Annotated in this window: 21 protein-coding genes and 1 riboswitch; of the genes, 12 read left to right on the forward strand and 9 right to left on the reverse strand. The window is 69.5% G+C overall.

Annotated features, from left to right (window positions below):
- Positions 1-268 precede the first annotated feature (268 nt).
- The 5 genes from ACIQI8_RS22890 to ACIQI8_RS22910 all read left to right on the forward strand — a co-directional run bounded on the left by ACIQI8_RS22890 (position 269) and on the right by ACIQI8_RS22910 (position 7,173).
- Entirely contained in the window at positions 269-1,483 is a 1,215-nt protein-coding gene (locus ACIQI8_RS22890; RefSeq protein ID WP_402353440.1) for a sensor histidine kinase, read from the forward strand.
- A gap of 146 nt (positions 1,484-1,629) precedes the next feature.
- The gene (locus ACIQI8_RS22895) at positions 1,630-2,991 is read left to right on the forward strand and encodes a sensor histidine kinase (protein ID WP_402353443.1); all 1,362 of its coding nucleotides are present in this window, start codon (positions 1,630-1,632) and stop codon (positions 2,989-2,991) included.
- 297 nt (positions 2,992-3,288) lie between these two features.
- Positions 3,289-3,948 carry a LuxR C-terminal-related transcriptional regulator gene (locus ACIQI8_RS22900; protein ID WP_402354124.1) on the forward strand — a complete coding sequence of 220 codons (660 nt, stop codon included), beginning with the start codon at positions 3,289-3,291 and terminating at the stop codon, positions 3,946-3,948.
- 224 nt (positions 3,949-4,172) lie between these two features.
- A complete protein-coding gene (locus tag ACIQI8_RS22905) occupies positions 4,173-6,101 on the forward strand; it encodes a 2-oxoacid:acceptor oxidoreductase subunit alpha (protein ID WP_402353446.1) in 1,929 nt (642 codons plus the stop codon).
- Positions 6,094-7,173: a 2-oxoacid:ferredoxin oxidoreductase subunit beta gene (locus ACIQI8_RS22910; RefSeq protein WP_402353449.1), complete on the forward strand. Its 1,080-nt coding sequence runs from the start codon at positions 6,094-6,096 to the stop codon at positions 7,171-7,173. Before ACIQI8_RS22905 ends, ACIQI8_RS22910 begins: the two co-directional genes overlap by 8 nt.
- 61 nt (positions 7,174-7,234) lie before the next feature.
- Here the strand turns inward: ACIQI8_RS22910 and ACIQI8_RS22915 are convergent, their stop codons facing one another.
- From ACIQI8_RS22915 to ACIQI8_RS22925, 3 genes are all read right to left on the reverse strand, one after another.
- A complete protein-coding gene (locus tag ACIQI8_RS22915; protein ID WP_402354127.1) occupies positions 7,235-7,423 on the reverse strand; it encodes a hypothetical protein in 189 nt (62 codons plus the stop codon).
- A gap of 262 nt (positions 7,424-7,685) precedes the next feature.
- Positions 7,686-8,180, reverse strand: a complete 495-nt coding sequence (locus ACIQI8_RS22920) for a DUF6082 family protein (RefSeq protein WP_402353452.1) — start codon at positions 8,178-8,180, stop codon at positions 7,686-7,688.
- Between the two features lie 295 nt (positions 8,181-8,475).
- Positions 8,476-8,865: a winged helix-turn-helix transcriptional regulator gene (locus ACIQI8_RS22925; protein WP_402353455.1), complete on the reverse strand. Its 390-nt coding sequence runs from the start codon at positions 8,863-8,865 to the stop codon at positions 8,476-8,478.
- An 89-nt stretch (positions 8,866-8,954) separates the two neighbouring features.
- Here ACIQI8_RS22925 and ACIQI8_RS22930 point away from each other — a divergent pair, with 89 nt between their 5' ends.
- The 4 genes from ACIQI8_RS22930 (at position 8,955) to ACIQI8_RS22945 (ending at position 12,632) form a co-directional block, all read left to right on the forward strand.
- A complete protein-coding gene (locus ACIQI8_RS22930) occupies positions 8,955-9,809 on the forward strand; it encodes an SDR family oxidoreductase (protein WP_402353458.1) in 855 nt (284 codons plus the stop codon).
- Positions 9,810-9,997: 188 nt separating this feature from the next.
- Positions 9,998-10,885 (forward strand): EamA family transporter RarD, encoded by an 888-nt coding sequence (gene rarD, locus ACIQI8_RS22935; RefSeq protein WP_402354130.1) that lies wholly within the window; start codon positions 9,998-10,000, stop codon positions 10,883-10,885.
- Between the two features lie 58 nt (positions 10,886-10,943).
- Positions 10,944-11,438, forward strand: coding sequence for a VOC family protein (locus ACIQI8_RS22940; RefSeq protein WP_402353460.1), 495 nt, complete (start codon positions 10,944-10,946; stop codon positions 11,436-11,438).
- Between the two features lie 291 nt (positions 11,439-11,729).
- A complete protein-coding gene (locus tag ACIQI8_RS22945) occupies positions 11,730-12,632 on the forward strand; it encodes a M28 family metallopeptidase (protein ID WP_402353463.1) in 903 nt (300 codons plus the stop codon).
- A gap of 3 nt (positions 12,633-12,635) precedes the next feature.
- Here ACIQI8_RS22945 and ACIQI8_RS22950 read toward each other — a convergent pair whose 3' ends face one another.
- Positions 12,636-14,033: a tetratricopeptide repeat protein gene (locus ACIQI8_RS22950; RefSeq protein ID WP_402353466.1), complete on the reverse strand. Its 1,398-nt coding sequence runs from the start codon at positions 14,031-14,033 to the stop codon at positions 12,636-12,638.
- Between the two features lie 283 nt (positions 14,034-14,316).
- On the opposite strand from ACIQI8_RS22950, the gene ACIQI8_RS22955 reads away from it, so the two are divergent.
- The gene (locus ACIQI8_RS22955; RefSeq protein ID WP_402353468.1) at positions 14,317-14,802 is read left to right on the forward strand and encodes a hypothetical protein; all 486 of its coding nucleotides are present in this window, start codon (positions 14,317-14,319) and stop codon (positions 14,800-14,802) included.
- Here the strand turns inward: ACIQI8_RS22955 and ACIQI8_RS22960 are convergent.
- The 5 genes from ACIQI8_RS22960 to ACIQI8_RS22980 all read right to left on the reverse strand — a co-directional run bounded on the left by ACIQI8_RS22960 (position 14,792) and on the right by ACIQI8_RS22980 (position 20,336).
- A complete protein-coding gene (locus ACIQI8_RS22960; RefSeq protein ID WP_402353471.1) occupies positions 14,792-15,682 on the reverse strand; it encodes an ABC transporter permease in 891 nt (296 codons plus the stop codon). The two genes, ACIQI8_RS22955 and ACIQI8_RS22960, sit on opposite strands and share 11 nt — an antisense overlap.
- Positions 15,669-16,643 (reverse strand): ABC transporter ATP-binding protein, encoded by a 975-nt coding sequence (locus ACIQI8_RS22965; protein WP_402353474.1) that lies wholly within the window; start codon positions 16,641-16,643, stop codon positions 15,669-15,671. Before ACIQI8_RS22965 ends, ACIQI8_RS22960 begins: the two co-directional genes overlap by 14 nt.
- Positions 16,644-16,681: 38 nt before the next feature.
- Positions 16,682-17,914 carry an outer membrane lipoprotein carrier protein LolA gene (locus tag ACIQI8_RS22970; RefSeq protein ID WP_402353477.1) on the reverse strand — a complete coding sequence of 411 codons (1,233 nt, stop codon included), beginning with the start codon at positions 17,912-17,914 and terminating at the stop codon, positions 16,682-16,684.
- A gap of 258 nt (positions 17,915-18,172) precedes the next feature.
- Positions 18,173-19,210: a CHRD domain-containing protein gene (locus ACIQI8_RS22975; RefSeq protein ID WP_402353478.1), complete on the reverse strand. Its 1,038-nt coding sequence runs from the start codon at positions 19,208-19,210 to the stop codon at positions 18,173-18,175.
- A 115-nt stretch (positions 19,211-19,325) separates the two neighbouring features.
- The gene (locus tag ACIQI8_RS22980) at positions 19,326-20,336 is read right to left on the reverse strand and encodes a polyprenyl synthetase family protein (RefSeq protein WP_402353481.1); all 1,011 of its coding nucleotides are present in this window, start codon (positions 20,334-20,336) and stop codon (positions 19,326-19,328) included.
- 312 nt (positions 20,337-20,648) lie between these two features.
- Here ACIQI8_RS22980 and ACIQI8_RS22985 point away from each other — a divergent pair, with 312 nt between their 5' ends.
- A complete protein-coding gene (locus ACIQI8_RS22985; protein ID WP_402353483.1) occupies positions 20,649-22,643 on the forward strand; it encodes a CocE/NonD family hydrolase in 1,995 nt (664 codons plus the stop codon).
- Between the two features lie 231 nt (positions 22,644-22,874).
- A riboswitch (cyclic di-AMP (ydaO/yuaA leader) is annotated at positions 22,875-23,076 on the forward strand.
- 5 nt (positions 23,077-23,081) lie between these two features.
- Positions 23,082-23,564, forward strand: coding sequence for a transglycosylase SLT domain-containing protein (locus ACIQI8_RS22990; RefSeq protein ID WP_402353486.1), 483 nt, complete (start codon positions 23,082-23,084; stop codon positions 23,562-23,564).

Below are 23,564 nucleotides of genomic sequence, written 5' to 3' on the forward strand. Positions count from 1 at the left end.
CTTCGCTGGCTGCTCGACGATCGCTGCGGTTCGGCAATCCGCGATCGGCGAGTTGCGATCTGCGATCTGTACGGACGGGAGTCTAGGCCCTGTTAAAGGGACGGTAAGCAGCCCGTCAGGCTTGAGATCTGCTTGATATGCCGGGGCCGGACCGGAGGCCGTGCACGAGCCCGTGCCGAAGGCCGTGCCCGGGGGTGGGGTTTTCCCCAGGGGATCCTGGCGGTCCGCCTCATGGCGCCGCGGCCCGGTGGGCGGCACGCTAGCCCATATGACCGAACGCCTCTCGTTCCCGACGCCCGATCGGGAAGCCGCGCTGCCGGAGCAACCGGAGCCCGACGACCGTCCGCCGCCCGCCCGTTTCGCCTACGACCGGCACACCTGGAAGGAGATCGCGCATCTGCTGGCGAACCTTCCGGTGTCGGTGGTCGGTTTCACCTACACCGTGGCGGTGCTGTTCTCCGGGGGCATGCTCGCCCTCACGGTGATCGGGTTCCCGCTGCTGACGCTCGGGCTGCTGGGCGCACGGCAGTTGGGCCGGTTCGAGCGGGCGCGGGCCAGGAAGCTGCTCGGGATGCGGATCGAGGAGCCCAGCCGGCTGCCCAAGCGGCGCAGGGGCTATCTGCCGTGGCTGTGGATGACCCTGAAGGACCCGGTGGGCTGGCGCACGATTCTGTACGACTTCATGCGGCTGCCGTGGGGCATTCTCACCTTCACCGTCACGCTGACCTCGTTGTTCGTGCTGTGGCCGGTGCTGCCGTTCATCGCGCGGGGGCTGGCCAACGCCGACCGGGCGATGGTGCGCGGTCTGCTGTCGCCGTCCGACGAGTTGGAGCAGCGGATCGCCGAGCTGGAGTCGGACCGGGGGGTCGTGGTCGACACGGCCAACGCCGATCTGCGGCGCATCGAGCGTGATCTGCACGACGGGGCGCAGGCCCGCCTGGTCAATCTGGCGATGGGCCTCGGGCTCGCCAAGGAGAAGCTCCTGGAGGACCCGGACACGGCCGCGGAGATGGTCGCGGAGGCGCACGGCGAGGTGAAGCTGGCGCTGCAGGAGCTCAGAGATCTCGCCCGGGGCATCCATCCGGCGGTGCTGACGGACCGGGGCCTGGACGCCGCGCTGTCGTCGGTGGCCTCACGCTGCACGGTGCCGGTGAAGGTGACGGTCGATCTCGTCGCCCGGCCGGCCGCGGCGATCGAGGGCATCGCCTACTTCACCGTCTCCGAGCTGCTGCAGAACATCAGCAAGCACAGCGCCGCGCGGACGGCCTCGGTGGAGGTGTGGCGGTCGGCGGACCGGCTGCTGATCCAGGTCGAGGACGACGGCCGCGGGGGCGCGCGGCTGGACGGTGGTACGGGGATGCGGGGCCTCGCGGACCGGCTGGGCGCGGTCGACGGGCTGTTCGTCCTCGACTCGCCGGTGGGCGGCCCGACCACGGTCACGGCGGAACTGCCCTGGCGGGACCGCACGCCGGGACAGGCCTAGCACGCAGGGGGCGGCAGGGCGCCCGCGGAGGTAGGGAAAACCCCCCGTCCAAGAGGCCGACGGACTCCATGGTTCGCGGAGCTGCGGCGCAGGAGGGTGGAGGTACGGCGGGACAGCCGCAGGACGAGTAGAACGGGACGACGTCGATGGCCACGGAGTACGGACAGGGCTACGGGGACGGGCACGGTTACGACAGCGGTCTCTCCCTCGCCGGTGAGCGCCGGCACCGGCTGCCCGCCGGGCTGCGGGCGCCGTTCGAGGCCCGCACCTGGCGGGCCTTCGGGTACGTGATGCTGAGCCTGCCGATCAGCATCCTTCTCTTCACGTACGCGATCACGATGGTGTCGCTCGGGGCGGGTCTGCTGGTGACCTTCCTCGGCGTTCCGGTGCTGGCGGCGGGGCTGGCCGGCTGCCGCGGGTTCGGGGCGATGGAGCGGGCGCGGGCGCGGAGCCTGCTCGGCGTGGAGGTGGCCGACCCGGAGCCGCTGCGGATGAAGAAGTCCGGCGTGCTGGCCTGGGTGGGCGCCGTGCTGAAGAGCGGCACGTCGTGGCGGTCGCTGCTGTACGCGGTGCTGCAGTTCCCGTGGTCGGTGTTCTCGTTCGTCGTCGCGCTGAACTTCTGGGCGTACGGGTGGGCGGCGCTGACGTATCCGCTGTGGTTCTGGGTCTTTCCCGTGTACGCCGGTCAGGACGGGCTTCAGCTGTACGGCGACGGGACCCACGACATCTACCTGAACAACCCGTTCGAGATCACCGTGACCGCGTTGGTGGGGCTGCTGTTCACGTTGGCCACGCCGTGGATCGTGCGGGCGCTGACGACGGTGGACCAGGTGATGGTGCAGGGGCTGCTCGGGCCGACGCGGTTGTCCGCGCGGGTGGTGGAGCTGGAGTCGGACCGGGGGATCGTGGTCGACACGGCGGCGGCGGATCTGCGGCGGATCGAGCGGGACCTGCATGACGGGGCGCAGGCACGGCTGGTGGCGCTGGCGATGGATCTGGGGCTGGCGAAGGAGAAGCTGACGGAGGATCCGGAGGCGGCGGCCCGGATGGTGGGTGAGGCGCACGGCGAGGTGAAGACGGCGCTTCAGGAACTGCGGGATCTGGCTCGGGGGATTCATCCGGCGGTGTTGACGGACCGGGGGCTGGACGCGGCGTTGTCCTCGGTGGCCTCGCGTTGCACGGTGCCGGTGCAGGTGGAGGTGGATCTGCCGGCTCGGCCTGCGCCGGCCATCGAGGGGATCGCGTACTTCACCGTGTCCGAGCTGCTGCAGAACATCAGCAAGCACTCGCGGGCCACGTGGGCTGCGGTGGATGTGTGGCGGGTGGAGAACCGGCTGATGGTGCAGGTTGTGGATGACGGGGTGGGCGGGGCGGACACCTCAGGGGGATCCGGGCTCGGGGGGCTGGCTGAGCGGTTGGACGCGGTTGACGGGATCCTGGTGGTGGATTCGCCGGCGGGCGGGCCCACTCGGGTGACTGCGGAGCTGCCTTGGCGGACGGTGGGCTGACCTGGGGTTTCCTCGCCCCCGCCGCCCCTGCCCGTCCCATCCCCAGGGGCTCTGCCCCTTCGACCCCACCGGGGGCTGCGCCCCCGGACCCCGCCACGGCCCTGAACGGGCCTTGTCCTCGAACTCCCCCAGGGGGCACCCCCAGACGGGCTGGAAGATGCTCACCGGCGTTGAGGCGTGGGTGGTGTAGACCTCGGCTTGCTGGAATGCTGGACCACGGGAGCTGCCGCGGGGGCCGACTTGGTCGGTGCGGCGGGCGGAGTCGGGCTCGGGGGGCCGGAGATCGTGGAGGACAGGGTGCGGGTGGTCATCGCCGAGGATTCAGTGCTGCTTCGGGAGGGCCTGACCCGGTTGTTGACCGACCGCGGGCATGAGGTCGTCGCCGGGGTCGGGGACGGGGACGCGTTGGTCAAGACCATCACGGAGCTGGACGGTCAGGGCGAGCTGCCGGACGTGGTGGTCGCCGATGTGCGGATGCCGCCGACGCACACGGACGAGGGGGTCCGGGCCGCCGTACAGCTACGGAAGGCCCATCCGGGACTCGGTGTGCTCGTGCTGTCACAGTACGTGGAGGAGCGGTACGCCACCGAACTGTTGGCCGGTTCCAGTCATGGGGTGGGCTATCTGCTCAAGGACCGGGTCGCCGAGGTGCGCGAGTTCGTGGACGCCGTGGTGCGGGTCGCCCAGGGCGGTACGGCCCTGGATCCCGAGGTTGTCGCGCAGCTGCTGGGGCGCAGCCGGAAGCAGGACGTACTGGCCGGACTCACCCCGCGGGAGCGGGAAGTGCTCGGGTTGATGGCCGAGGGGCGGACCAACTCGGCGATCGCCCGACAGCTCGTGGTGAGTGACGGCGCCGTCGAGAAGCACGTCAGCAATATCTTTCTGAAGCTCGGGCTGTCTCCGAGTGACGGGGATCACCGGCGCGTTCTCGCGGTGCTCACCTATCTGAACTCCTGACGGGCTGACACTTGGTCAGAAACCGCGGAGGCATCCGTGGCGTCTCCACAAGGAGGCGTCGGGGGGCGAGAAATCATGACAAGTCAGGGCGGCGCACCGTCTCAAAACCGCGTCCATCATGCGAATGTCCCAGGGAAGGCGACCACGACGGACGTAGGGTTGATCCTGGGAAGGCCTGCGGGAAGGCCGGTCCCAGACAGCCGCCTCGAAGGAGGTCCAGTTCAGTGACCAGCCAGGTCAGCAGGACAGCGGAACAGGCCGACGAAGCCGTCTTGGGAGAGCAGCGCAAACCGACGGGCGAGAAGGACGTACGCAGGCTGGACCGGGTGATCATCCGGTTCGCGGGAGACTCCGGCGACGGAATGCAGCTCACCGGCGACCGCTTCACCTCGGAAACGGCGTCCTTCGGAAACGACCTTTCGACACTGCCGAACTTCCCCGCCGAGATCCGCGCCCCTGCCGGCACCCTGCCAGGGGTCTCCTCCTTCCAGCTCCACTTCGCGGACCACGACATCCTCACCCCCGGCGACGCGCCCAATGTGCTCGTCGCCATGAACCCCGCCGCGCTCAAGGCGAACATCGCCGACGTGCCGCGCGGCGCGGAGATCATCGTCAACACGGACGAATTCACCAAACGGGCCCTGCAGAAGGTCGGGTACGCCACCTCCCCGCTGGAGGACGGTTCCCTCGACGGGTACAGCCTGCACGAGGTGCCGCTGACCACGCTGACGGTCGAGGCGCTCAAGGAGTTCGACCTCAGCCGCAAGGAGGCCGAGCGCAGCAAGAACATGTTCGCGCTGGGCCTGCTGTCGTGGATGTACCACCGGCCGACCGAGGGGACCGAGAGGTTCCTGCGGGCCAAGTTCGCGAAGAAACCCGAGATCGCCGAGGCGAACCTGGCCGCGTTCCGCGCGGGCTGGAACTTCGGCGAGACCACCGAGGACTTCGCTGTCTCCTACGAGGTCGCCCCGGCCGCCACCGCGTTCCCGCCCGGCCTCTACCGCAACATCTCCGGCAACCTCGCCCTGGCCTACGGCCTGATCGCCGCCGCCCGCCAGGCCGACCTGCCCCTCTTCCTCGGCTCCTACCCCATCACCCCGGCCTCCGACATCCTGCACGAACTCAGCAGACACAAGAACTTCGGCGTACGGACCTTCCAGGCCGAGGACGAGATCGCGGGCATCGGTGCGGCGCTGGGCGCGGCCTTCGGCGGTTCGCTGGGGGTCACCACGACGTCCGGTCCGGGGGTGGCGCTCAAGTCGGAGACCATCGGTCTCGCCGTCTCCCTCGAACTGCCGCTGCTCGTCATCGACATCCAGCGCGGCGGGCCGTCCACCGGTCTGCCCACCAAGACCGAGCAGGCCGACCTGCTCCAGGCCATGTTCGGCCGCAACGGTGAGGCGCCGGTTCCGGTGATCGCGCCGAGGACGCCGGCCGACTGTTTCCAGGCGGCCCTGGAGGCGGCGCGTATCGCGCTGACGTACCGCACTCCCGTCTTCCTTCTCTCCGACGGTTATCTGGCCAACGGTTCGGAGCCCTGGCGGATCCCGGAGGCGGACGAACTCCCGGACCTGACCGTGCAGTTCGCGCAGGGACCGAACCACACGCTCGATGACGGCACCGAGGTCTTCTGGCCCTACAAGCGCGACCCGCAGACCCTCGCGCGCCCCTGGGCGATCCCCGGCACGCCGGGTCTCGAACACCGCATCGGCGGTATCGAGAAGGAGGACGGGACCGGCAACATCTCGTACTCCCCCGCCAACCACGACTTCATGGTCCGCACCCGGCAGGCCAAGATCGACGGCATCGACGTGCCCGATCTGGAGGTCGACGACCCGCACGGCGCGAGCACGCTGGTGCTGGGCTGGGGATCGACGTACGGGCCGATCACGGCGGCGGTGCGACGGCTGCGCGGGGCCGGGGAGGCCATCGCGCAGGCGCATCTGCGGCACCTCAACCCGTTCCCGAAGAACCTCGGCGCGGTGTTGAAGCGGTACGACAAGGTCGTGATCCCCGAGATGAACCTCGGTCAGCTCGCCACGCTGATCCGGGCGAAGTACCTGGTCGACGCCCACTCGTACAACCAGGTCAACGGCATGCCGTTCAAGGCTGAGCAGCTCGCCACGGCTCTCAAGGAGGCCATCGATGGCTGAGACGTCCACGGAAGGCACGGACACGATCGAGGCGCTTTCTCTCGTCCCCAAGGCCGAGGGCAGGCAGTCCATGAAGGACTTCAAGTCCGATCAGGAAGTGCGCTGGTGCCCCGGCTGCGGTGACTACGCGATCCTGGCGGCCGTCCAGGGCTTCATGCCGGAGCTCGGCCTGGCCAAGGAGAACATCGTCTTCGTCTCGGGCATCGGCTGCTCGTCGCGATTCCCGTACTACATGAACACGTACGGGATGCACTCCATTCACGGCCGCGCGCCCGCCATCGCGACCGGACTGGCCTCCTCCCGGCGGGACTTGAGCGTGTGGGTGGTGACGGGTGACGGTGACGCCCTGTCCATCGGCGGCAACCACCTCATCCACGCCCTGCGCCGGAACGTCAACCTCAAGATCCTTCTCTTCAACAACCGGATCTACGGTCTGACGAAGGGGCAGTACTCCCCCACCTCCGAGGTCGGCAAGATCACGAAGTCCACGCCGATGGGGTCGCTGGACGCGCCGTTCAACCCGGTGTCGCTGGCGATCGGCGCGGAGGCGTCCTTCGTGGCGCGGACGATCGACTCCGACCGCAAGCATCTGACGGAGGTGCTGCGGCAGGCGGCGGCCCACCCCGGCACGGCGCTGATCGAGATCTACCAGAACTGCAACATCTTCAACGACGGGGCGTTCGAGGCGCTGAAGGACCGGCAGCAGGCGGAGGAAGCGGTGATCCGCCTCGAACACGGGCGTCCGATCCGCTTCGGGGCGGACGGTTCGCGGGGCGTGGTGCGGGACGTGTCCACGGGTGACCTGAAGGTCGTCACGGTCACGCCGGACAACGAGTCCCAGATCCTGGTCCACGACGCGCACGCGGCTTCGCCGACAACGGCGTTCGCCCTCTCGCGCCTCGCCGACCCGGACACCCTCCACCACACCCCGATCGGCATCCTGCGCTCCGTGGACCGACCGGTGTACGACACCCAGATGAGCGACCAACTCGACGCAGCGATCGAGCAGAACGGCAAGGGGGATCTGGGGGCGCTGCTGGCGGGTGGGGATACTTGGACGGTTGTGGGTTGAGGCGACAGCCGACGGACACACAGAAAGGCCCGGATGCTGAACAGTGTCCGGGCCTTGCGCGTCAGGCGTCGGGAATGTCCCGCTTGGCTCGCAGAAGGGTTTCGCGGGTGATCACCACGATGCGTTCGTAGTCGGCCCTGGCAGCGTCCGCAGGCAATAGCCCGTCTAGTTCATCCGTTCGGTCGGTACCGATGACAGCGAAACTCCCGTCGCTCAATTCGAACAAATCGGGACACGTTTCGCCGGTCATTGATCCTCGCTGGCGAGGAGATTCACCAATTCGCCGAACAATATTGACGGCAGGGAGTTCGCTGTGCACGCGGGAGCCCTTTTCTACATCCGGACACAAATGAAGTCCGGCCCCGGGTAGCTCCGGGGCCGGAGGTAAAGCGTCTGGTGAGACCCTACATGATCACCGCGATGCCAGGGACCGGTCTCTATTCCTCGCCGCGGCGATCTGGTCCACCCATTCGAATGGAAATCAGCCCTGTCGACTTGTGGATTACACCACTTCAGGAATCCCGCTCATCCTCCGAACCGACAACCCACCATTCGTCCGGATCGTCCGCCAATTCATCGACAATTACATTGACGACATCGCTCACCCGAGCCTCTAATGAATGGCGCGGCAGGCTCAGGCGATGCTCCCGAGTCGTTTCCCAATACTCCGCAAAGACCGGGTTGCGAGCCAGTACCCGCAGATGCCCGATCAGCTCCTCCCAGCCATAGGCACCGATGCGATGCCCCAGCAGGATGGCGCTGTACTCCCGGTTGACGAACAGGACTTGGCGGCGCTTGTGGTCCGAGAGTTCGCGCAGAGTGCTCATGGCGGCCGCAAGCGCGGGGTCGGCGATCGCGCGGTCCACCTGCTCGGCAGTGATGCGGTGCAGCATCAGCAGGTTGGCGTTCCTGATCTCCTCTGCGACACAGGTGAGTTGGTGCAGCACGGCCAGCGCCAGTTCCTCCTGACGTCGGCGCCAAGCCTGGCGGGGGAAAGGGGTGCGCACCCGGCCGCTCCTCAATCGCGTTGCAGAACCGATCCTTCGCGCATCCGGATTCTGTCTGGCCATGCGACCCCCGAGTAGGCGTCCGCACGCCGGTCGATGTCCTCGTGGGCGGCACGAGGGCCGGTGCGCGGTTGGGCACTGCGCCCCGCCCCCAGGATGCCGGGCGACTCAAGTCGGCGCGGGAGGCGGAGAGGGGGCGCATGGATGGACGTGCCGCTCATGTCAACCGGCGCCCTGACATCTGTGTGCCCGGCGAGCGCCCGCCGCATTCCTGTGCCGGAGGCGTCCGCGCTGCTCAGCTGCGGCTCTTCGCCTCGTCGTAGGCCTCCCGCGCCTTCTCGACGTCCCCCATGCGCTCCTCCGTCCACAGCGCCAGCGCCCGTACCTGTTCCGCCGCCTCGCGGCCCAGGTCGGTCAACGAATAGTCGACCCGCGGCGGGATCACCGGCTTGGCGTCGCGATGCACCAGGCCGTCCCGCTCAAGCGTCTGCAACGTCTGGGTCAGCATCTTCTCGCTGACCGTGCCGATCGCCCGGCGGAGTTCGCTGAAGCGGTAGGGGCGGTCGAGGAGTTCGATGAGGACGAGGACGCCCCAGCGGGACGTCACATGCTCCAGGACCAGGCGGTACGGGCACATCACCGCCCCCGCGGTGGACTTGCCGTTCGCCTCGCTGCTCACCGTCATGTGGGTACCTTACTTTGAAGTGGGTACTTTCGCAAAGTTAGCGCCGCTCCTAAGGTTAGTGACATCGCACCCCACAAGGAGTTGTCATCATGAGCATCGTCGTCACCGGAGCCACCGGACACCTCGGCCGCCTCGTCGTGGAACAGCTGCTGGAGAAGGTTCCGGCCGACCAGATCACCGCCGTCGTGCGCACCCCGGAGAAGGCCGCCGACTTCGCCGAGCGCGGGGTGAAGATCGCGGTCGCGGACTACAACGCCCCGGAGACCTTCGACTCCGTCTTCGCCGCCGGCGACAAGGTGTTGCTCATCTCCGGCAACGAGTTCGACAAGGGCCGCGTCGGGCAGCACAAGGTCGTCATCGAGGCCGCCAAGGCCGCCGGTGTGGCGCTGCTCGCGTACACCAGCGCCCCCGGTTCCCTCACCGCCGCCCTGGCCGACGACCACCGCGGCACCGAGGAGGCGCTGCTCGCCTCCGGTCTGCCGTACACCCTGCTGCGCAACGGCTGGTACAACGAGAACTACACCGAGCAGCTGGCCCAGGTCCTGGAGCACAACGCCGTCGTGAACGCCGCCGGTGACGGCCGGGTCTCCTCCGCCTCCCGCGCCGACTACGCCGCGGCCGCCGCGGCCGTCCTGACCGGCGAGGGTCACGAGAACCAGACGTACGAACTGGGCGGCGACGAGGCCTGGGGCTTCGCCGAGTACGCGGCCGAGCTGAGCCGGCAGACCGGCAGGGAGATCGCCTTCAACAACGTCCCCGGCGAAGTTCTCATCGGCATCCTCACCGGCGCCGGGCTGCCCGAGCCGTTCGCCGCGATCCTCGCCGGCGTGGACGCCTCCATCGAGAAGGGCGAGCTGGTCGTCGCCACCGGTGACCTCTCCCGCCTCGCCGGCCGTCCGACCACGCCCATCGCCGAGTCGATCGCGCTCGCGCTCAAGGGCTGACACCCAGGTCAGGGACGTGGACCCGACCTGTCATGACCGTATGGCGATACGGGCATGACAGGTGCGGGTCCTCGGCGTTACCTTCGTGCCTGCGCGCGTGTGCGATCAGGTGAGGGGGAAGGCCCGTGAGCGGGAAGCCGAAGGGTGAGCGGCACATAGGACTGCTGAACGGCTTCGCCGCGTACGGGATGTGGGGGCTTGTGCCTCTGTTCTGGCCCCTGCTGAAGCCCGCGGGCGCGATCGAGATCCTCGCCCATCGCATGGTCTGGTCGCTCGCCTTCGTCGCGGTCGCGCTTGTTTTCGTACGGCGCTGGGCCTGGGCCGGCGAGTTGCTGCGGCAGCCGCGACGACTGGCGCTGGTCGCCGTTGCCGCGGCCGTCATCACCGTCAACTGGGGCGTCTACATCTGGTCCGTCAACAGCGGGCATGTCGTCGAGGCGTCCCTCGGGTACTTCATCAATCCCCTGGTCACCATCGCCATGGGCGTGCTGCTGCTGAAGGAGCGGCTGCGGCCCCTGCAGTGGGCGGCGGTCGGGGTCGGGTTCTCGGCCGTGGTCGTGCTCACGGTCGGGTACGGACAGCCGCCCTGGATCTCGTTGACGCTGGCGTTCTCCTTCGCCACGTACGGGCTGGTGAAGAAGAAGGTCAATCTCGGGGGCGTCGAGTCGTTGGCGGCCGAGACCGCGATTCAGTTTCTGCCCGCGGTGGGGTATCTGGTGTGGCTGGGGTCGCGCGGGGATGCGACCTTCATGAGCGAGGGGGCCGGGCATGCGGCATTGCTCGCCTCGACCGGCGTCGTGACCGCGCTGCCTCTCGTCTGTTTCGGGGCGGCGGCGATACGGGTGCCCCTGTCGACGCTCGGGTTGCTGCAGTACCTGGCGCCCGTCTTCCAGTTCCTGCTCGGGGTGCTGTACTTCCACGAGGAGATGCCGGTGGAGCGGTGGGCCGGGTTCTCGCTGGTGTGGCTGGCCCTGTGTCTGCTCACCTTTGATGTGTGGCGTACGGCGGCGGCGGGGCGGCGGCGGTTGGAGTCGGCCCGGGCAAAGACGCCGGCGGCCACTCCCGTGGATGTCTGACCTGGGGGTTCGGCCGGACGGGCGGAGATTGTCAGACCCTCGTTGGATAGTGGGTGTCATGACTCAGACGCCCGCGCCCACGCCCGAACCCGCGGCCACCCCCGCCCCCATCCACTGGAAGCTCGTCGTCGACTCCGGTGACCCGCACGCCCAGGCCGACTTCTGGGCCGCCGCCCTGCACTACTCGGTCGAGGACAACAGCGCCCTCGTCGAGCGGTTGCTGGGGGTCGGCGCGCTGCCCAAGGAGGCGACCGTCGAGCATCACGGGCGGGCCGCGTTCCGGGACCTGATCGCCGTGCGGCACCCGGCGGACCCGTATGACGCGGGCAGCGGTACCGGGCTGGGGCGCCGGCTGCTGTTCCAGCGGGTGCCGGAGGCAAAGAGCGTCAAGAACCGGCTGCACCTGGATCTGCATCCCGGCCCGGAGCTGCGGGACGGCGAGGTCGAGCGGCTGGAGGGGCTCGGCGCGAGCGTGCTGCGGCGGGTGAAGGAGAACGGCGGGGAGTGGGTCGTGATGGCCGACCCGGAGGGAAACGAGTTCTGTGTGCAGTAAGAGTTCTGTGTGCAGTAAGAGTTCTGTGTGCAGGAGGAGTTCTGGCGCGCAGTGAGAGTTCTGGCGTGCGGTTGGAGCCCCGTGGGCAGGAGGAGTTCGGAGTTCACCCGGATATCCGTTATGTGAACTCGCTGTCCTGATACCGCTCTTGACGGGGAATTGGTCAAGGCTTCACCATCCTGGGACCCCATCCACTGTGGAATCCCTGTGATTCCCGATGAAGCCGGAGCCCCCCACATGGCCCCCGTCCTGGCACCTCGCATCAAACTCGCCGCCGGTGTTTCTGTTGTCATGCTCCTGACTGGTGGATCCATAGTCGGCGCGGCACCCGCGCCCGCGCCCGCCCCGGCCCTTGCCGCCGCGCCCGACATCCCCGTGGCCAACGTCAAGGCGCACCTGGCCCAGCTCCAGTCCATCGCCACCGCCAACGGCGGCAACCGCGCGCACGGCCGCACCGGCTACAAGGCCTCGCTCGACTACGTGAAGGCCAAGCTGGACGCGGCCGGATTCACCACGACCATCCAGCAGTTCACCTCCTCCGGCCGCACCGGCTACAACCTCATCGCCGACTGGCCCGGCGGGAACACCAACACGGTCGTGCTGTCGGGCTCGCACCTCGACAGCGTCACCGCCGGAGCCGGCATCAACGACAACGGCTCGGGCTCCGCGGCCATCCTGGAGACCGCGCTCGCCGTCTCTCGGACCAACTTCCAGCCCACCAAGCACCTGCGGTTCGCCTGGTGGGGCGCGGAGGAGCTCGGGATGGTGGGCTCGCGGTACTACGTCAACAGCCTCACCACCGCCAACCGCCAGAAGATCAGCGGCTATCTGAACTTCGACATGATCGGCTCGCCCAACCCCGGCTACTACGTCTACGACGACGACCCGGCCATCGAGAAGACCTTCAAGGACTACTTCTCCGGCATCGGCGTCCCCACCGAGATCGAGACCGAGGGCGACGGACGCTCCGACCACGCGCCCTTCAAGAACGTGGGCATCCCCGTCGGCGGGCTGTTCAGCGGCGCGGACTACATCAAGACGACCGCGCAGGCGGCCAAGTGGGGCGGGACCGCGGGGCTCGCCTTCGACCGGTGCTACCACGCGTCCTGCGACACGACGGCGAACATCAACGACACGGCCCTGGACCGCAACAGCGACGCGATCGCCTACGCGGTGTGGTCGCTCTCGTCGTAGGTCTCAGCCGCGGCGGGCTCGTTCGGTGAGGCGGCCCATGCGGGCCCGGGCCGCCTCCAGCTGCTCGATGTCCTCGGCGGCCGGGCCGTCCTCGGCCGTCAACTCCGTCCACAGGCCGATCAGTTCACGGCCGAGGGACAGGCCCTGCTCCGGGTCGCGTACGGCACGCCAGGCGGAGGCCGCGCTCTGGATGTTGCCGTACGCGGCCTCCGCGTCCCGCGTGTGGCGGCGGATCCGGGCGAGGTCGAGGGAGAGGTGGAAGGAGCGGACCGGGTCGCCGGCCAAGTAGGCGATGTACGCGGTGAGTTCGCGCAGCCGGAGTACTTCCGGGTGCTCCGGCCCGAGCGACCGCGCGCCCTCCCCCACGGTGCGCTCCGCGAGTTCGGCCGCCACGTCGATCCGGCCGTCCTTCACCGCCTCGTTGATACGTGCCATCGGCTCCGCGAGGACCGGCGGAACCGTCGAGGGGGCGTCGTCGAACACGGCTTCCGCCACCGCGTCGAAACCCCGGGCGGGGGTCTGCCGGGAGTCGGGGTCCGGCTCGGGCGGCAGCGCGGGGAGCGGGATCGCGTCCATCTGCGGCGGCGGACCGAACTCGCCCAGCGGCGCGGCGACCGTCCCGGGGGTGCGGTCCTCGACCCACTCCGGCACGGCGCGCAGCGGGAAGGTGGGCACGTTCTCGCCCAGCGGCAACGGTTCCGAGACCGCCTTCATGCGGAAGGTCGGCGGGGAGTCCGGCAGGGGCTCGGCGCCGGCCTCGGCGGCGGGAGGGAAGACGTGCGTCGGCTTGTCGGCCGGGGAGTCATCCTGCGGCCGCTGCCGTTGCGCCTGCGGCGGCTCCGGGGCGGACAGGAGCGCGGGCGGGGGTGCGGGGGCGTGCGAAGGGGCGGCGGCGGACACGGGCGGACGCGTTGCTGCGGGGGCGGGCGGAAGCGCGGCCGAGGAGGTGGGCGGAGGCGCCGGCGCGGCGGGCCGCTCGGGCGCCCCGGGCCTCTCCTGCGAGCCGTCCGGCACGCCGGGCCACTCCTGCGACCCCTCGGGTGCCCGGAACGCGTCCGGCGTCTCCGTCCGCGCCCCCTGCTGAACCGGCGGAGCCAGCGGTACCGGCTCCCCCGTGAAGTCGCTGGAGCCGTCCGGGGCGACCTGGAGCCGGACGACGTAGCCGATGCGCTCGTCGCGGACCGTGGCGTGGACGGGGTGGCCGGTGGTGAGGGCGATGTGGTGGAGGTGGTTCAGGACGGTCAGCTGGAGTTCCTCGCCGGGGGCCGCCGTGACCGGGACGCCGCCCACGGACGCGGGTCCGGTGCCGGGGACGTGGACGTCGATCGGCGCCGCCATGAGGGCCGCCGACCGCTCGGCGCGCTGCTGTTCACGCTTCTTCTCACGGCTGAGTCGAGACATCGGTTCCCTCACTCGGATGCGTCGGGGTCGGGCGGGTGAGGCCTTCGGGTTCCATGGTGCTCCCTCCCGGCCTCGGTCCGCGCTCCCCCGGCGGCAAGATCCGGTCCTGCTGTGGTCCGGTCGTACACGTACTGTTGAGTCTCTCCGGTCGCTCCTGCTCTCCAGGTCACCGGGACGTCACAGACTCGTCCCAGGAGCCCGCGTCCCGTCGCGGAACCGTCCGTTCCCGGAACTGTCCCGGAGCCGTGCGTACCGGTAGGCGTGGCGAAGGAGGAGCGCGGGCATGCGGACCGATGTGCAGCAGGGACCGGAGATCTGGATCCGCGGACCGGTCGCCGTACCGGAGGGGCACAGCTTTGCCGGCACCCGGCGCTACTCCTGGGTCGGCACGCACGGCGGCGCCGGTGTCTCCACCCTCTCGACGGTGTACGGCGGTCACGACTGCGGGCGCGACTGGCCCGGGCCCGACGCCCCCCGGTCGGTGCTGCTGGTCGGCCGCACGCATGCGTCGGGGCTGGCGTCGCTGCTCGCCACGCTGGAGATGTTCCGGCGCGGACAGGCGCCGCCGGAGCTGTACCTCGACGGTGTCGTGCTGGTCGCGGACGCGCCGGGGCGGCTGCCCAAGCCGCTCGACCGGGATGTGCGGCTGCTGGAGTCGATCATCGACGTGTACCGGGTGCCCTGGGTGCCGGCCTGGCGTCTGGGTGACTTCGGCGGGGCGCCTCCGAAGGAGACGGCGGTGCTCGCGCGGCTCACGGCTACGCCGTGACGTCCTTCGTCGTGAAGCGCGCCCAGGCCGCCGAGCCGAACACCACCGCGTACAGGGCCTGCAGGCCCAGGTTCTTCGTCAGGTCGTCCCAGTAGATCGGGTCGCGCATGAGGTCGGCGAAGGACAGCCAGTAGTGGGAGAAGAAGTACGGCTGGATCGTGTGCAGTTGGGGGATCTGGTCGAGGATCTGGATGGTGATCAGCAGACCCACGGTGGTCGCCATCGCCGCGATGCCGCTGTTGGTCAGGGTCGACACGAACAGACCCAGGGCCGCCATGCCGATCAGGGACGCGGCGACCACCAGGGCGATCAGCAACGCCCGGCCCAGCCCGTCGGCGAAGCTGATCTGCGTGCCGGAGATCGTGGTCAGGTCGCCCAGTGGGAAGAGGATCGCGCCGACCGCCAGGGCCGAGACGGCGACGACGAGGGTGGCGACCAGGCAGAAGGTCAGTACCGTCGCGTACTTGGTGACCAGCAGTCGGGTGCGGCCCGCGGGGGCGACCAGGAGGTAGCGCAGGGTGCCGGCGTTGGCCTCGCCCGCGATGGCGTCGCCGGCGATCACGCCGATCGCCATCGGAAGGAAGAACGGGAGGGTCGCGGCGAGTGCGGTGAAGACGAGGAAGAGGCCGTTGTTGGTGATCTGTGAGATGAACGCGGGGCCTCCCCCTTCGCCGCCTGGGCCCGTGCCGCCGCCGTCGCTCGTCTCGATCTTCACCGCGATGCCTACGAGGATCGGTACGGCCGCGAGTACGCCCAGGAGGGCCAGGGTGCGCCAGCGGCGGAAGGTGGTGAGCAGTTCGTTGCGGAAAAGGCCGAAGGTCCACAACAGCCGGGGAGCGCGTGGGACTTCGACCTGACGAACATGATCAACCTGCGACATCGAAGCCCTCCCCCGTCAGGGCCACGAAGGCGTCCTCCAGTGAGGCTCGTTCCACTCCGAAGCCTCGGACTCTCACCCCCGCCTTCACCAACGCGGCGTTGATGTCGGACAGTTCGCGGTCCGGGGGCTCGGCGGTGACGCGGTCCTCCGTGATGACGATGTCTGTCGCGCCCTGCTCCTTCAGTACCCGCGCCGCGTCCCCCGTGTCCGGTGTCGTCACGACCAGGCGGCCCCTCGCGCCCGCCGCCAGGTCGGCCACCGGGCCCTGGGTGATCAGGCGGCCCTGGGCCATGACGGCCGCGTGGGTGCAGACCTGCTCGATCTCGTCGAGGAGGTGGGAGGAGAGGAAGACGGTCGTGCCGTCGGAGGCCAACTCCCGGACCAGGGAGCGGATTTCGCGCATGCCCTGCGGGTCGAGGCCGTTGGTGGGCTCGTCGAGGACGAGGAGTTGGCGGGGTTGGAGCAGTGCCGCCGCCAGGCCCAGGCGCTGCTTCATGCCGAGCGAGTACGCCTTCGCCTTCTTGCCGGACGCGGCCGTCAGACCCACCCGGTGCAACGCCGTGGCGACGCGGGCGCGCCGGGTGCGCGGGTCGGCGGTCGGGTCGGCGGCGTCGTAGCGCAGGAGGTTGTCGCGGCCGGAGAGGAAGCCGTACAGGGCGGGGCCCTCGATCAGGGCGCCGACGTGCGGGAGGACGGCGCGGGTGGCGCGCGGCATGGGCCGCCCGAGGACGCGCGCCGTCCCGGAGGTGGGCTCGATGAGGCCCATCAGCATGCGGATGGTGGTGGTCTTGCCGGAGCCGTTGGGACCGAGGAAGCCGAAGACGCTGCCCGCCGGGACGGTCAGGTCGAGACCGTCCACGGCGAGCTGTCCGCCGCGGTAGCGCTTGGTGAGGCCGCGGGTGGCGATGACGCTGTCACCCGGGTCCTCCTGCTCCGGCTCCGTGGCGGACGCTTCGCCCATCGGCTCCCTCATTCGTCGTGCTGCTGGTTCCTGCGGTGTTACTGCGCGGCGTTGGCCGCCTTCACCAGCGCGTCCTTGGTGACCGCGCCGACGTAGACCTTGCCGTCGTCGGTGATCAGGGCGTTGATCAGACGGGTCTTGAAGACCGTGCCCGAGCCGAACTTGCCGGACGCCTTGTCGCCGAGCGAGTCCAGGAAGCCGCCGAAGGCGCCGGCCTCGGAGCCGGACGGGACGCCCTGGCCGCCGGTGTCGAAGGTGGCGATGGAGTCCCAGCCGTCACCGATGACGTTCAGGCCGTCGGCGCCCTTGCCGAAGTCGCCGCCGGGGTTCTCAGGGATCTTGCCGTCGGTCTTCGTGCCGCCGCTCGCCTTGCCGCCGGCCCCGTCGACCTTCCCGTCCTCCGTGACCTTCGCGCCCTTGGGCGGCGTGAAGTCGAAGGTGGACGCGGCGGGCCTGGAGTAGCTGATCTTGGTGAAGCCGGCGTCGACGACGGCCGCGCCCCCGCTCGCCGGAGTGAGCGTGAACTTCAGCGGCAGGCCGGTCTTGGCGTCGACGGCCACGGTGATCTGACCGACCGTGGAGCCGTCGTCCTTGGGCTTGATGACCAGGCGGTAGGCGTCCCGGCCGGCCACCTGGGCGGTGCCCTGGACGGTCACCGAGGTCGTGTCGTCGACCGCGGCGAGGGCGTCCTTGGCGAGCTGCTGGGGAGTCGCGGGCGTCTCCTCCTGCTTCTCCTTGGCGCTCGCGCTGTCGTCGGCGGTGGCGTGGTAGACCTCGTTGGTCCCGCTGTCGTAGCCCCAGACGTCCTTGCCGTCGTGGATCAGGCTGTACTCGGCCGCGCTCTCCAGGAGCGACACCTTCTGCCGGTCCGGACCGTCGGTGGCGACGCGCAGGGTGTGCGTGCCGGTGGCGAGTTCGGTGAGCTTGGCCGACGGGTCGGCGGACGAGCCGTCGCCCGAGCCGGTGGCGCCCTGCGTCAGACTGCTCTCCAGACCGCCGAGGTTCGGCAGCCCCAGATCCGTGGTGATCTTCACCGTGCCGGACATCTGCTGTACGTCCGACTTGGCGATCTTCTCGATGAGCTGCTGCGCGGTGATCTTCGGCAGGTCGGGGTCGCCGGAGTCGGCGAGCGCGGGCACGAGCCCGATGGTCGCCGCCGCCACCCCCAACACCGCGACCGGGACGACGTAGCGCGCGGCCTTGCGGCGGCCGGCGCGCAGGTCGTCTGCCTCCGCGGCGGACGTGCTGTCGTCGGATTCGTACGGTGCCATGTGTGCCTTACCTCCGTCGTCGGCGGCGGCTGTCCAGCTGCACTCGCTTTCCACCCCGTGCCGCCATTCTCACCCGAATCGGTGAGGAGTGGTGTTTTCCGTGGTTTCCATCTGACCAAATCGACGGGAGGTAAGCGTCAGACCCCGGACTCAACTCCATGTACACCTGCGGGATGACATGAGGAGGCGACGCCTCCCCCGACCCGTAGGGGTCGTGTCGGGGAGGCGCCGCCCGGACGCTCTCGCGTCAACTGTGTGTCAGCGCTGGAGGAACACGTAGTCCGCCTGGTAGGGCACGCCCACGATGGTGCCGGGCGTGCAGGATCCGGTCGGGGCGACGCCGCCGACGGTGTTCAGGCGCAGGATCTCGGTGGTGTGGGCGAGCAGGCCGCGGTGCTTGCCGGACTGGGTGGCCTTGAGGTCGAGTTCGGGAATGTTGGTGTCGCCGTTCGCGGTCTTGCTGATGACGGCTCCGGTGACCGCGCTGCGGTCGGGCGCGATCCACTGCGGCGTACCGGAGTTGGGCTTGACGAAGGTGTGCTTGATGTTGCCGCCGAGCAGCGCGCTGACGTCCCGCTGGGCGAAGGCGTACCCGCCGCCGGCGGCCGGCTTGCACTCGTAGATCTGCTTGCCCTTGACCACGGAGGCCTGGAAGTTGTGCAGGGCGTCACGGAAGTCGAAGCCGGCGACCGTGACCTTGTGGAGCTGGCCGCGGACGGCGCCGCCGGGGAACTGGGCGGTGTGCAGGTTGGCGTAGAAGGAGTTCGGGTCGGACTTGAGGGCGTTGAGCAGGGCCTTGTCCTTGACCTTGACGGTGCCGGTGACGCTGTGGCCCCTGATCTTGTCGAGCAGCTTGGTGAAGTCGACCTTGACGCCGCCGTTGGTGCCCTTGGCGCCCTGGTGGATGTGGAGCATGGTCGGCCTGCCGGTGCCGCGCCAGGTGACGGCGACGGAGACCTTGTCGCCCTTGACCTTGATGAACTCGACGGCGGCGCCGTCCTTGTCGCCGACGGCGGGACCGCCGGCCACGGGCACCTCGTTGGCACCGCGCAGGCTGGTGGCCAGCAGGGTTCCCCCGGTGCCGCCGGAGACGCCGCCGCTCTGCGTGACGATGTCCTGGCTCGCGCCGGACGGGTCGTTCATGCCGCCCATGGCGACGGAGTGGCCCGCGTGGTCGGCGTGGGTCCCTCCGGCGGCGAAGGCGGGAATCACCGCGGCGGAGATTCCCCCGGCGGCTGCCACCGCGACCGCGGTGACGATGAGGCTCTTACGGCGCTTGGAGAACGTCGCGTTCATGCCCATGATTCTGTTTTCTCCCCGTATTCATGCCGACGCCCCCTGCGTCGGCTTCTGGGAGTGAAACGGGGCTGATCTCAGATTGGACTTAATCCAGAGATGTGATGTGTATCACCTAGCCCGCCCGGTGCACCACCGCGTCGCACAGCTCCACCAGCGCCGCCTTCGCGTCGCACTCCCGCAGCGGAGCCAGCGCGGCCCGCGCGTCCTCGGCGTAGCGGACCGTGTCCCGGCGAGCCTGCTCCAGCGCGGGGTGCTCCCGCAGTCCCGCCAGCGCCTCGGCGTGCCGGGCGTCGTCGGTCAGGTCGGAGTCCAGCAGCTCGCACAGGGCGATGTCCTCGGCCAGGCCGAGGCGCGCCGCCCGCTCGCGCAGCCGCAGTACGGGCATGGTCGGGATGCCCTCGCGCAGGTCGGTGCCCGGCGTCTTGCCCGACTCGTGCGAGTCGGACGCGATGTCCAGGACGTCGTCCGCGAGTTGGAAGGCGACACCGAGCCGCTCGCCGTACTGCGTGAGCACGTCCACGACCGTCTCGTCGGCGCCCGACATCAGCGCGCCGAACCGGCACGAGACCGCGACCAGGGAGCCCGTCTTGCCGGCGAGCACGTCCAGGTAGTGGTCGATCGGGTCCCGTCCGTCCTGCGGTCCCGCGGTCTCCAGGATCTGGCCGGTCACCAGGCGTTCGAACGCCTCGGCCTGCACCCGGACCGCCTCGGGGCCGAGGTCGGCCAGTATGTGCGAGGCGCGGGCGAACAGGAAGTCACCCGTGAGGACGGCCACCGAGTTGCCCCAGCGGGTGTTGGCGCTGTCGACCCCGCGCCGCACGGTCGCCTCGTCCATGACGTCGTCGTGGTACAGCGTGGCGAGGTGGGTCAGCTCCACCACCACCGCGGACGGCACGATCCCCGGCGCGTACCGGTCCCCGAACTGCGCGGCGAGCATGACCAGCAGCGGGCGGAACCGCTTGCCGCCGGCCCGCACGAGGTGCTGCGCGGCCTCCGTGATGAACGGGACCTCACTCTTGGTGGCTTCGAGCAGTCCCTCCTCGACAGCGGCCATCCCCGCCTGGACATCGGCTTCCAGAGCCTGGTCCCGCACGCTCAGCCCGAACGGCCCGACGACGGTCACGAGGGATCTCCTGTCTGCTGGTGTCCACGGCTGGTTACACGGTTTGTCGATAGGTCGCTGCCATCACTCAAGTCAGCGTATCCGGTCAAGTTTCGATCACCCATGCCGCCCACGCGTGCTGCCTGGGTAGGCACCTATGCCACTCGCCCGTGCAGCCCGGGCGATATCCGATCACGACGGGTATGTTTTTGATCACTTGATAACAACGGACATATATCGACTTACATGGAAGTAGTGGAGCGTGTCCCGAACGAGGCAGACGTCGAACCCGAGGACCGCCCGGCTCCTACCAACCGCACTGGGGTCACGCTCATGCGCATCCGAACGTCCTTCCCGTACGAGACGACTCACGAGGACCTCCGTGTCCGGCTGCCCGACGGAACGCGGTTGTACGCCCGCGTCTGGCGACCGCTCACCGACGAACCCGTACCGGCGCTCCTGGAGTACCTGCCCTACCGCCTCACCGACTGGACCGCGCCCCGCGACGCCCAGCGGCACCCCTGGTACGCCGGGCACGGCTACGCCTCCGTCCGCGTCGACGTGCGCGGGCACGGCAACAGCGAGGGGATGCCGGGTGACGAGTACTCGGCGACCGAGCTGGCCGACGGGGTCGAGGTGGTCAACTGGCTTGCCGCACAGCCCTGGTGCGACGGCAAGGTGGGCATGTTCGGCATCTCCTGGGGCGGCTTCAACTCCCTCCAGCTCGCGGCCCTCGCGCCCGAGCCGCTGAAGGCGGTCGTCACGGTCTGCTCCACGGACGACCGCTATGACAACGACGTGCACTACATGGGTGGTTCCGTCCTCGCCGTCGACATGCACGCGTGGGCGGCGACCATGCTCGCCTTCGTCTCCCGCCCGCCGGACCCGCTCCATGTGGGCGAGGAATGGCGGGACATGTGGCTGAAGCGGCTGGAGGCCGTCGACCCCTTCATCCACACCTGGCTCGCCCACCAGACCCGGGACGAGTACTGGCGGCACGGCAGCGTCTGCGAGGACTACGACGCGATCGGCGCCGCCGTCCTGGCGGTGGGCGGCTGGCACGACCCGTACCGCGACGCCGTGCTGCGGCTCGTCGAGCACCTCCCGGCGGACCGGGTGCGGGGGCTGATCGGCCCGTGGTCCCACCAGTACCCGGACCGCGGCCTGCCGCCGGGCCCGGCGATCGGCTTCCTCCAGGAGACCCTGCGCTGGTGGGACCACTGGCTCAAGGGCAAGGACACCGGCGTCATGGCCGACCCCCTCCTGCGCTCCTACGTCAGCGACTCGCACCCGCCGGCGACGGTCCACGACACCCTGCCGGGCCGTTGGGTCGGCGAGCCGGCCTGGCCCTCGCCGCACGTCAAGACGACGACGTACGGACTGCGGGGCGCCCCCGCGATCGTCCGGTCCCCCATGCACACGGGCGTGGACGCGGGCCGGTTCTTCCCCTTCGGGAACGACGCCGATCTGCCGCCGGACCAGCGGGACGAGGACGCGCGCTCCGCGTGCTTCGAGTTCGAGGTGCCGGCGGAGACCTGGGTGCTGGGGCGGCCGAGGGTGCGGCTGCGGCTGACCTCGGAGGTGGCGCGGGGGCAGGTGATCGCCCGGCTGTGCGATGTGGCGCCGGACGGTTCGTCGACGCTGGTCACCCGGGGTGTGCTGAACCTGTCGGCGCGGTTCGGGCGGGAGCGGGCGGTGCCCTGGACGCCGGGCGCGGTGGAGGACGTGACCTTCGAGCTGAACGGCATCGGGTACGCCGTTCCGGCCGGGCATCGCATCCGGCTCGCGGTGTCCTCGGCGTACTGGCCGTGGATCTGGCCCCAGCCGGAGTCGGCGGCCGGCTTCACGATGGACCCGGAGGGCAGCGCGCTCGAACTCCCTGTGCGAGAGCAGGAGTTGACGTACGACATTCGCTTCGGGGAGCCCGAGGAGGCCGAGCCGATCGGGGTCAACTACCCGCCCACGCTGGACGAGCCGCGGCCGGAGCGGGTGGTCGTGCGGGATGTGGCGAAGGGTGAGTGGCGGCTGGAGGTGGACCCGCGGCACGGCGGCACACGCGTGTATCCGGACGGCCTGGAGTTCACCGAGGACGCGCTGGAGACGTACACGATCGACGAGAGGGACCCACTGTCGGCGCGCGCCCGGTCGGACTGGTCGATCCGGCTGCACCGGCCGGAGCTGGCCTGGGACACCACCGTGCGCACCCGGTCGGAGATTACTTGCGACGAAAAGGACTTTATTGCCTCGAATGAGGTGATCTGCACCGAGGGCGGCGAGGTGATCTTTCACCGGACCTGGGAGAAGAGGATTCCGAGAACTGCCAGTTGAGGATGAATGCCCGTTTTGCCGCTCTTCATCCCGCCGTGACTTGGGTCACGCGCTTCTGTGCGTGCCCTGTGTCCCGACATGTCGGCGTTCCGCCTTTCGCCGCTTGCCAGTTGACCCTTGGCAGGCGCAAAGGATCAAGCGCCTCATAGGCCTCAGACCAAGGTCAAGAGGGTCTATGTGTGAATCCGGTACTTGTTCCGGACATGTGCTCTCGCATACGTTCCCGCCCTGTCGGGTGGAACGCCGAATCCTGCCGCCGCCCGGCATCCCAGTCACGAACTCACCGCACGGCAGGAGCGGGGGACCCAGGTAAGTCGCCGGACCGGTCATCGCGACCGGGACGGCTCGGGGTTAAGTCACGTCCGCGAGGGCGTGGCCGGGCACCTCCCAGCCCGAACCCGACAGCTCACCTCGCAGGCGACGGAGAGGAACCTCGTCATGCCTGCATCCGCTCAGCACCGCCGTAGCCGCAACTCCCGCCTCGCCCGCAAGCTCGCCGTGCTCGGCACGGGGGCCGCGGTGCTCGCCCTCCCCGTCATCGGCGCGACCACCGCGTCCGCGGCTCCCTCGTCGACGGTGACCGCCGCGTCGCTGGGGTACTCCAACACCCTCGACGGCTGGATCCGCGCCTCGCTCCAGGTCATGGCGCAGAACGGGATCCCTGGCACCTACGACGGCATCTACCGCAACGTGATCCGTGAGTCGTCCGGCAACCCGTACGCCATCAACAACTGGGACTCCAACGCCGCGGCCGGCACCCCGTCCAAGGGCCTGCTCCAGGTGATCGACCCGACGTTCGCCGCGTACCACGTGGCCGGCACGTCGTTCGACCCGTACGACCCGGTCGCGAACATCACGGCCGCCTGCAAGTACGCGGCGGCGGTGTACGGCTCGATCGACAACGTCTATGGAGCCTACTGA

Origin of the sequence: Streptomyces sp. NPDC092369 (assembly GCF_044755245.1) — a bacterium.
Lineage (GTDB): Bacteria > Actinomycetota > Actinomycetes > Streptomycetales > Streptomycetaceae > Streptomyces.

Bases quoted from the DNA above. Each gene is read 5' to 3' on its own strand.
- ACIQI8_RS22890 (WP_402353440.1), top strand. From the start codon at position 269: ATGACCGAACGCCTCTCGTTCCCGACGCCCGATCGGGAAGCCGCGCTG.
- ACIQI8_RS22895 (WP_402353443.1), top strand. From the start codon at position 1,630: ATGGCCACGGAGTACGGACAGGGCTACGGGGACGGGCACGGTTACGAC.
- ACIQI8_RS22910 (WP_402353449.1), top strand. From the start codon at position 6,094: ATGGCTGAGACGTCCACGGAAGGCACGGACACGATCGAGGCGCTTTCT.
- ACIQI8_RS22915 (WP_402354127.1), bottom strand. From the start codon at position 7,423: ATGACCGGCGAAACGTGTCCCGATTTGTTCGAATTGAGCGACGGGAGT.
- ACIQI8_RS22925 (WP_402353455.1), bottom strand. From the start codon at position 8,865: ATGACGGTGAGCAGCGAGGCGAACGGCAAGTCCACCGCGGGGGCGGTG.
- ACIQI8_RS22930 (WP_402353458.1), top strand. From the start codon at position 8,955: ATGAGCATCGTCGTCACCGGAGCCACCGGACACCTCGGCCGCCTCGTC.
- rarD (WP_402354130.1), top strand. From the start codon at position 9,998: ATGTGGGGGCTTGTGCCTCTGTTCTGGCCCCTGCTGAAGCCCGCGGGC.
- ACIQI8_RS22940 (WP_402353460.1), top strand. From the start codon at position 10,944: ATGACTCAGACGCCCGCGCCCACGCCCGAACCCGCGGCCACCCCCGCC.
- ACIQI8_RS22945 (WP_402353463.1), top strand. From the start codon at position 11,730: ATGCTCCTGACTGGTGGATCCATAGTCGGCGCGGCACCCGCGCCCGCG.
- ACIQI8_RS22950 (WP_402353466.1), bottom strand. From the start codon at position 14,033: ATGTCTCGACTCAGCCGTGAGAAGAAGCGTGAACAGCAGCGCGCCGAG.
- ACIQI8_RS22955 (WP_402353468.1), top strand. From the start codon at position 14,317: ATGCGGACCGATGTGCAGCAGGGACCGGAGATCTGGATCCGCGGACCG.
- ACIQI8_RS22960 (WP_402353471.1), bottom strand. From the start codon at position 15,682: ATGTCGCAGGTTGATCATGTTCGTCAGGTCGAAGTCCCACGCGCTCCC.
- ACIQI8_RS22965 (WP_402353474.1), bottom strand. From the start codon at position 16,643: ATGGGCGAAGCGTCCGCCACGGAGCCGGAGCAGGAGGACCCGGGTGAC.
- ACIQI8_RS22970 (WP_402353477.1), bottom strand. From the start codon at position 17,914: ATGGCACCGTACGAATCCGACGACAGCACGTCCGCCGCGGAGGCAGAC.
- ACIQI8_RS22975 (WP_402353478.1), bottom strand. From the start codon at position 19,210: ATGAACGCGACGTTCTCCAAGCGCCGTAAGAGCCTCATCGTCACCGCG.
- ACIQI8_RS22985 (WP_402353483.1), top strand. From the start codon at position 20,649: ATGCGCATCCGAACGTCCTTCCCGTACGAGACGACTCACGAGGACCTC.
- ACIQI8_RS22990 (WP_402353486.1), top strand. From the start codon at position 23,082: ATGCCTGCATCCGCTCAGCACCGCCGTAGCCGCAACTCCCGCCTCGCC.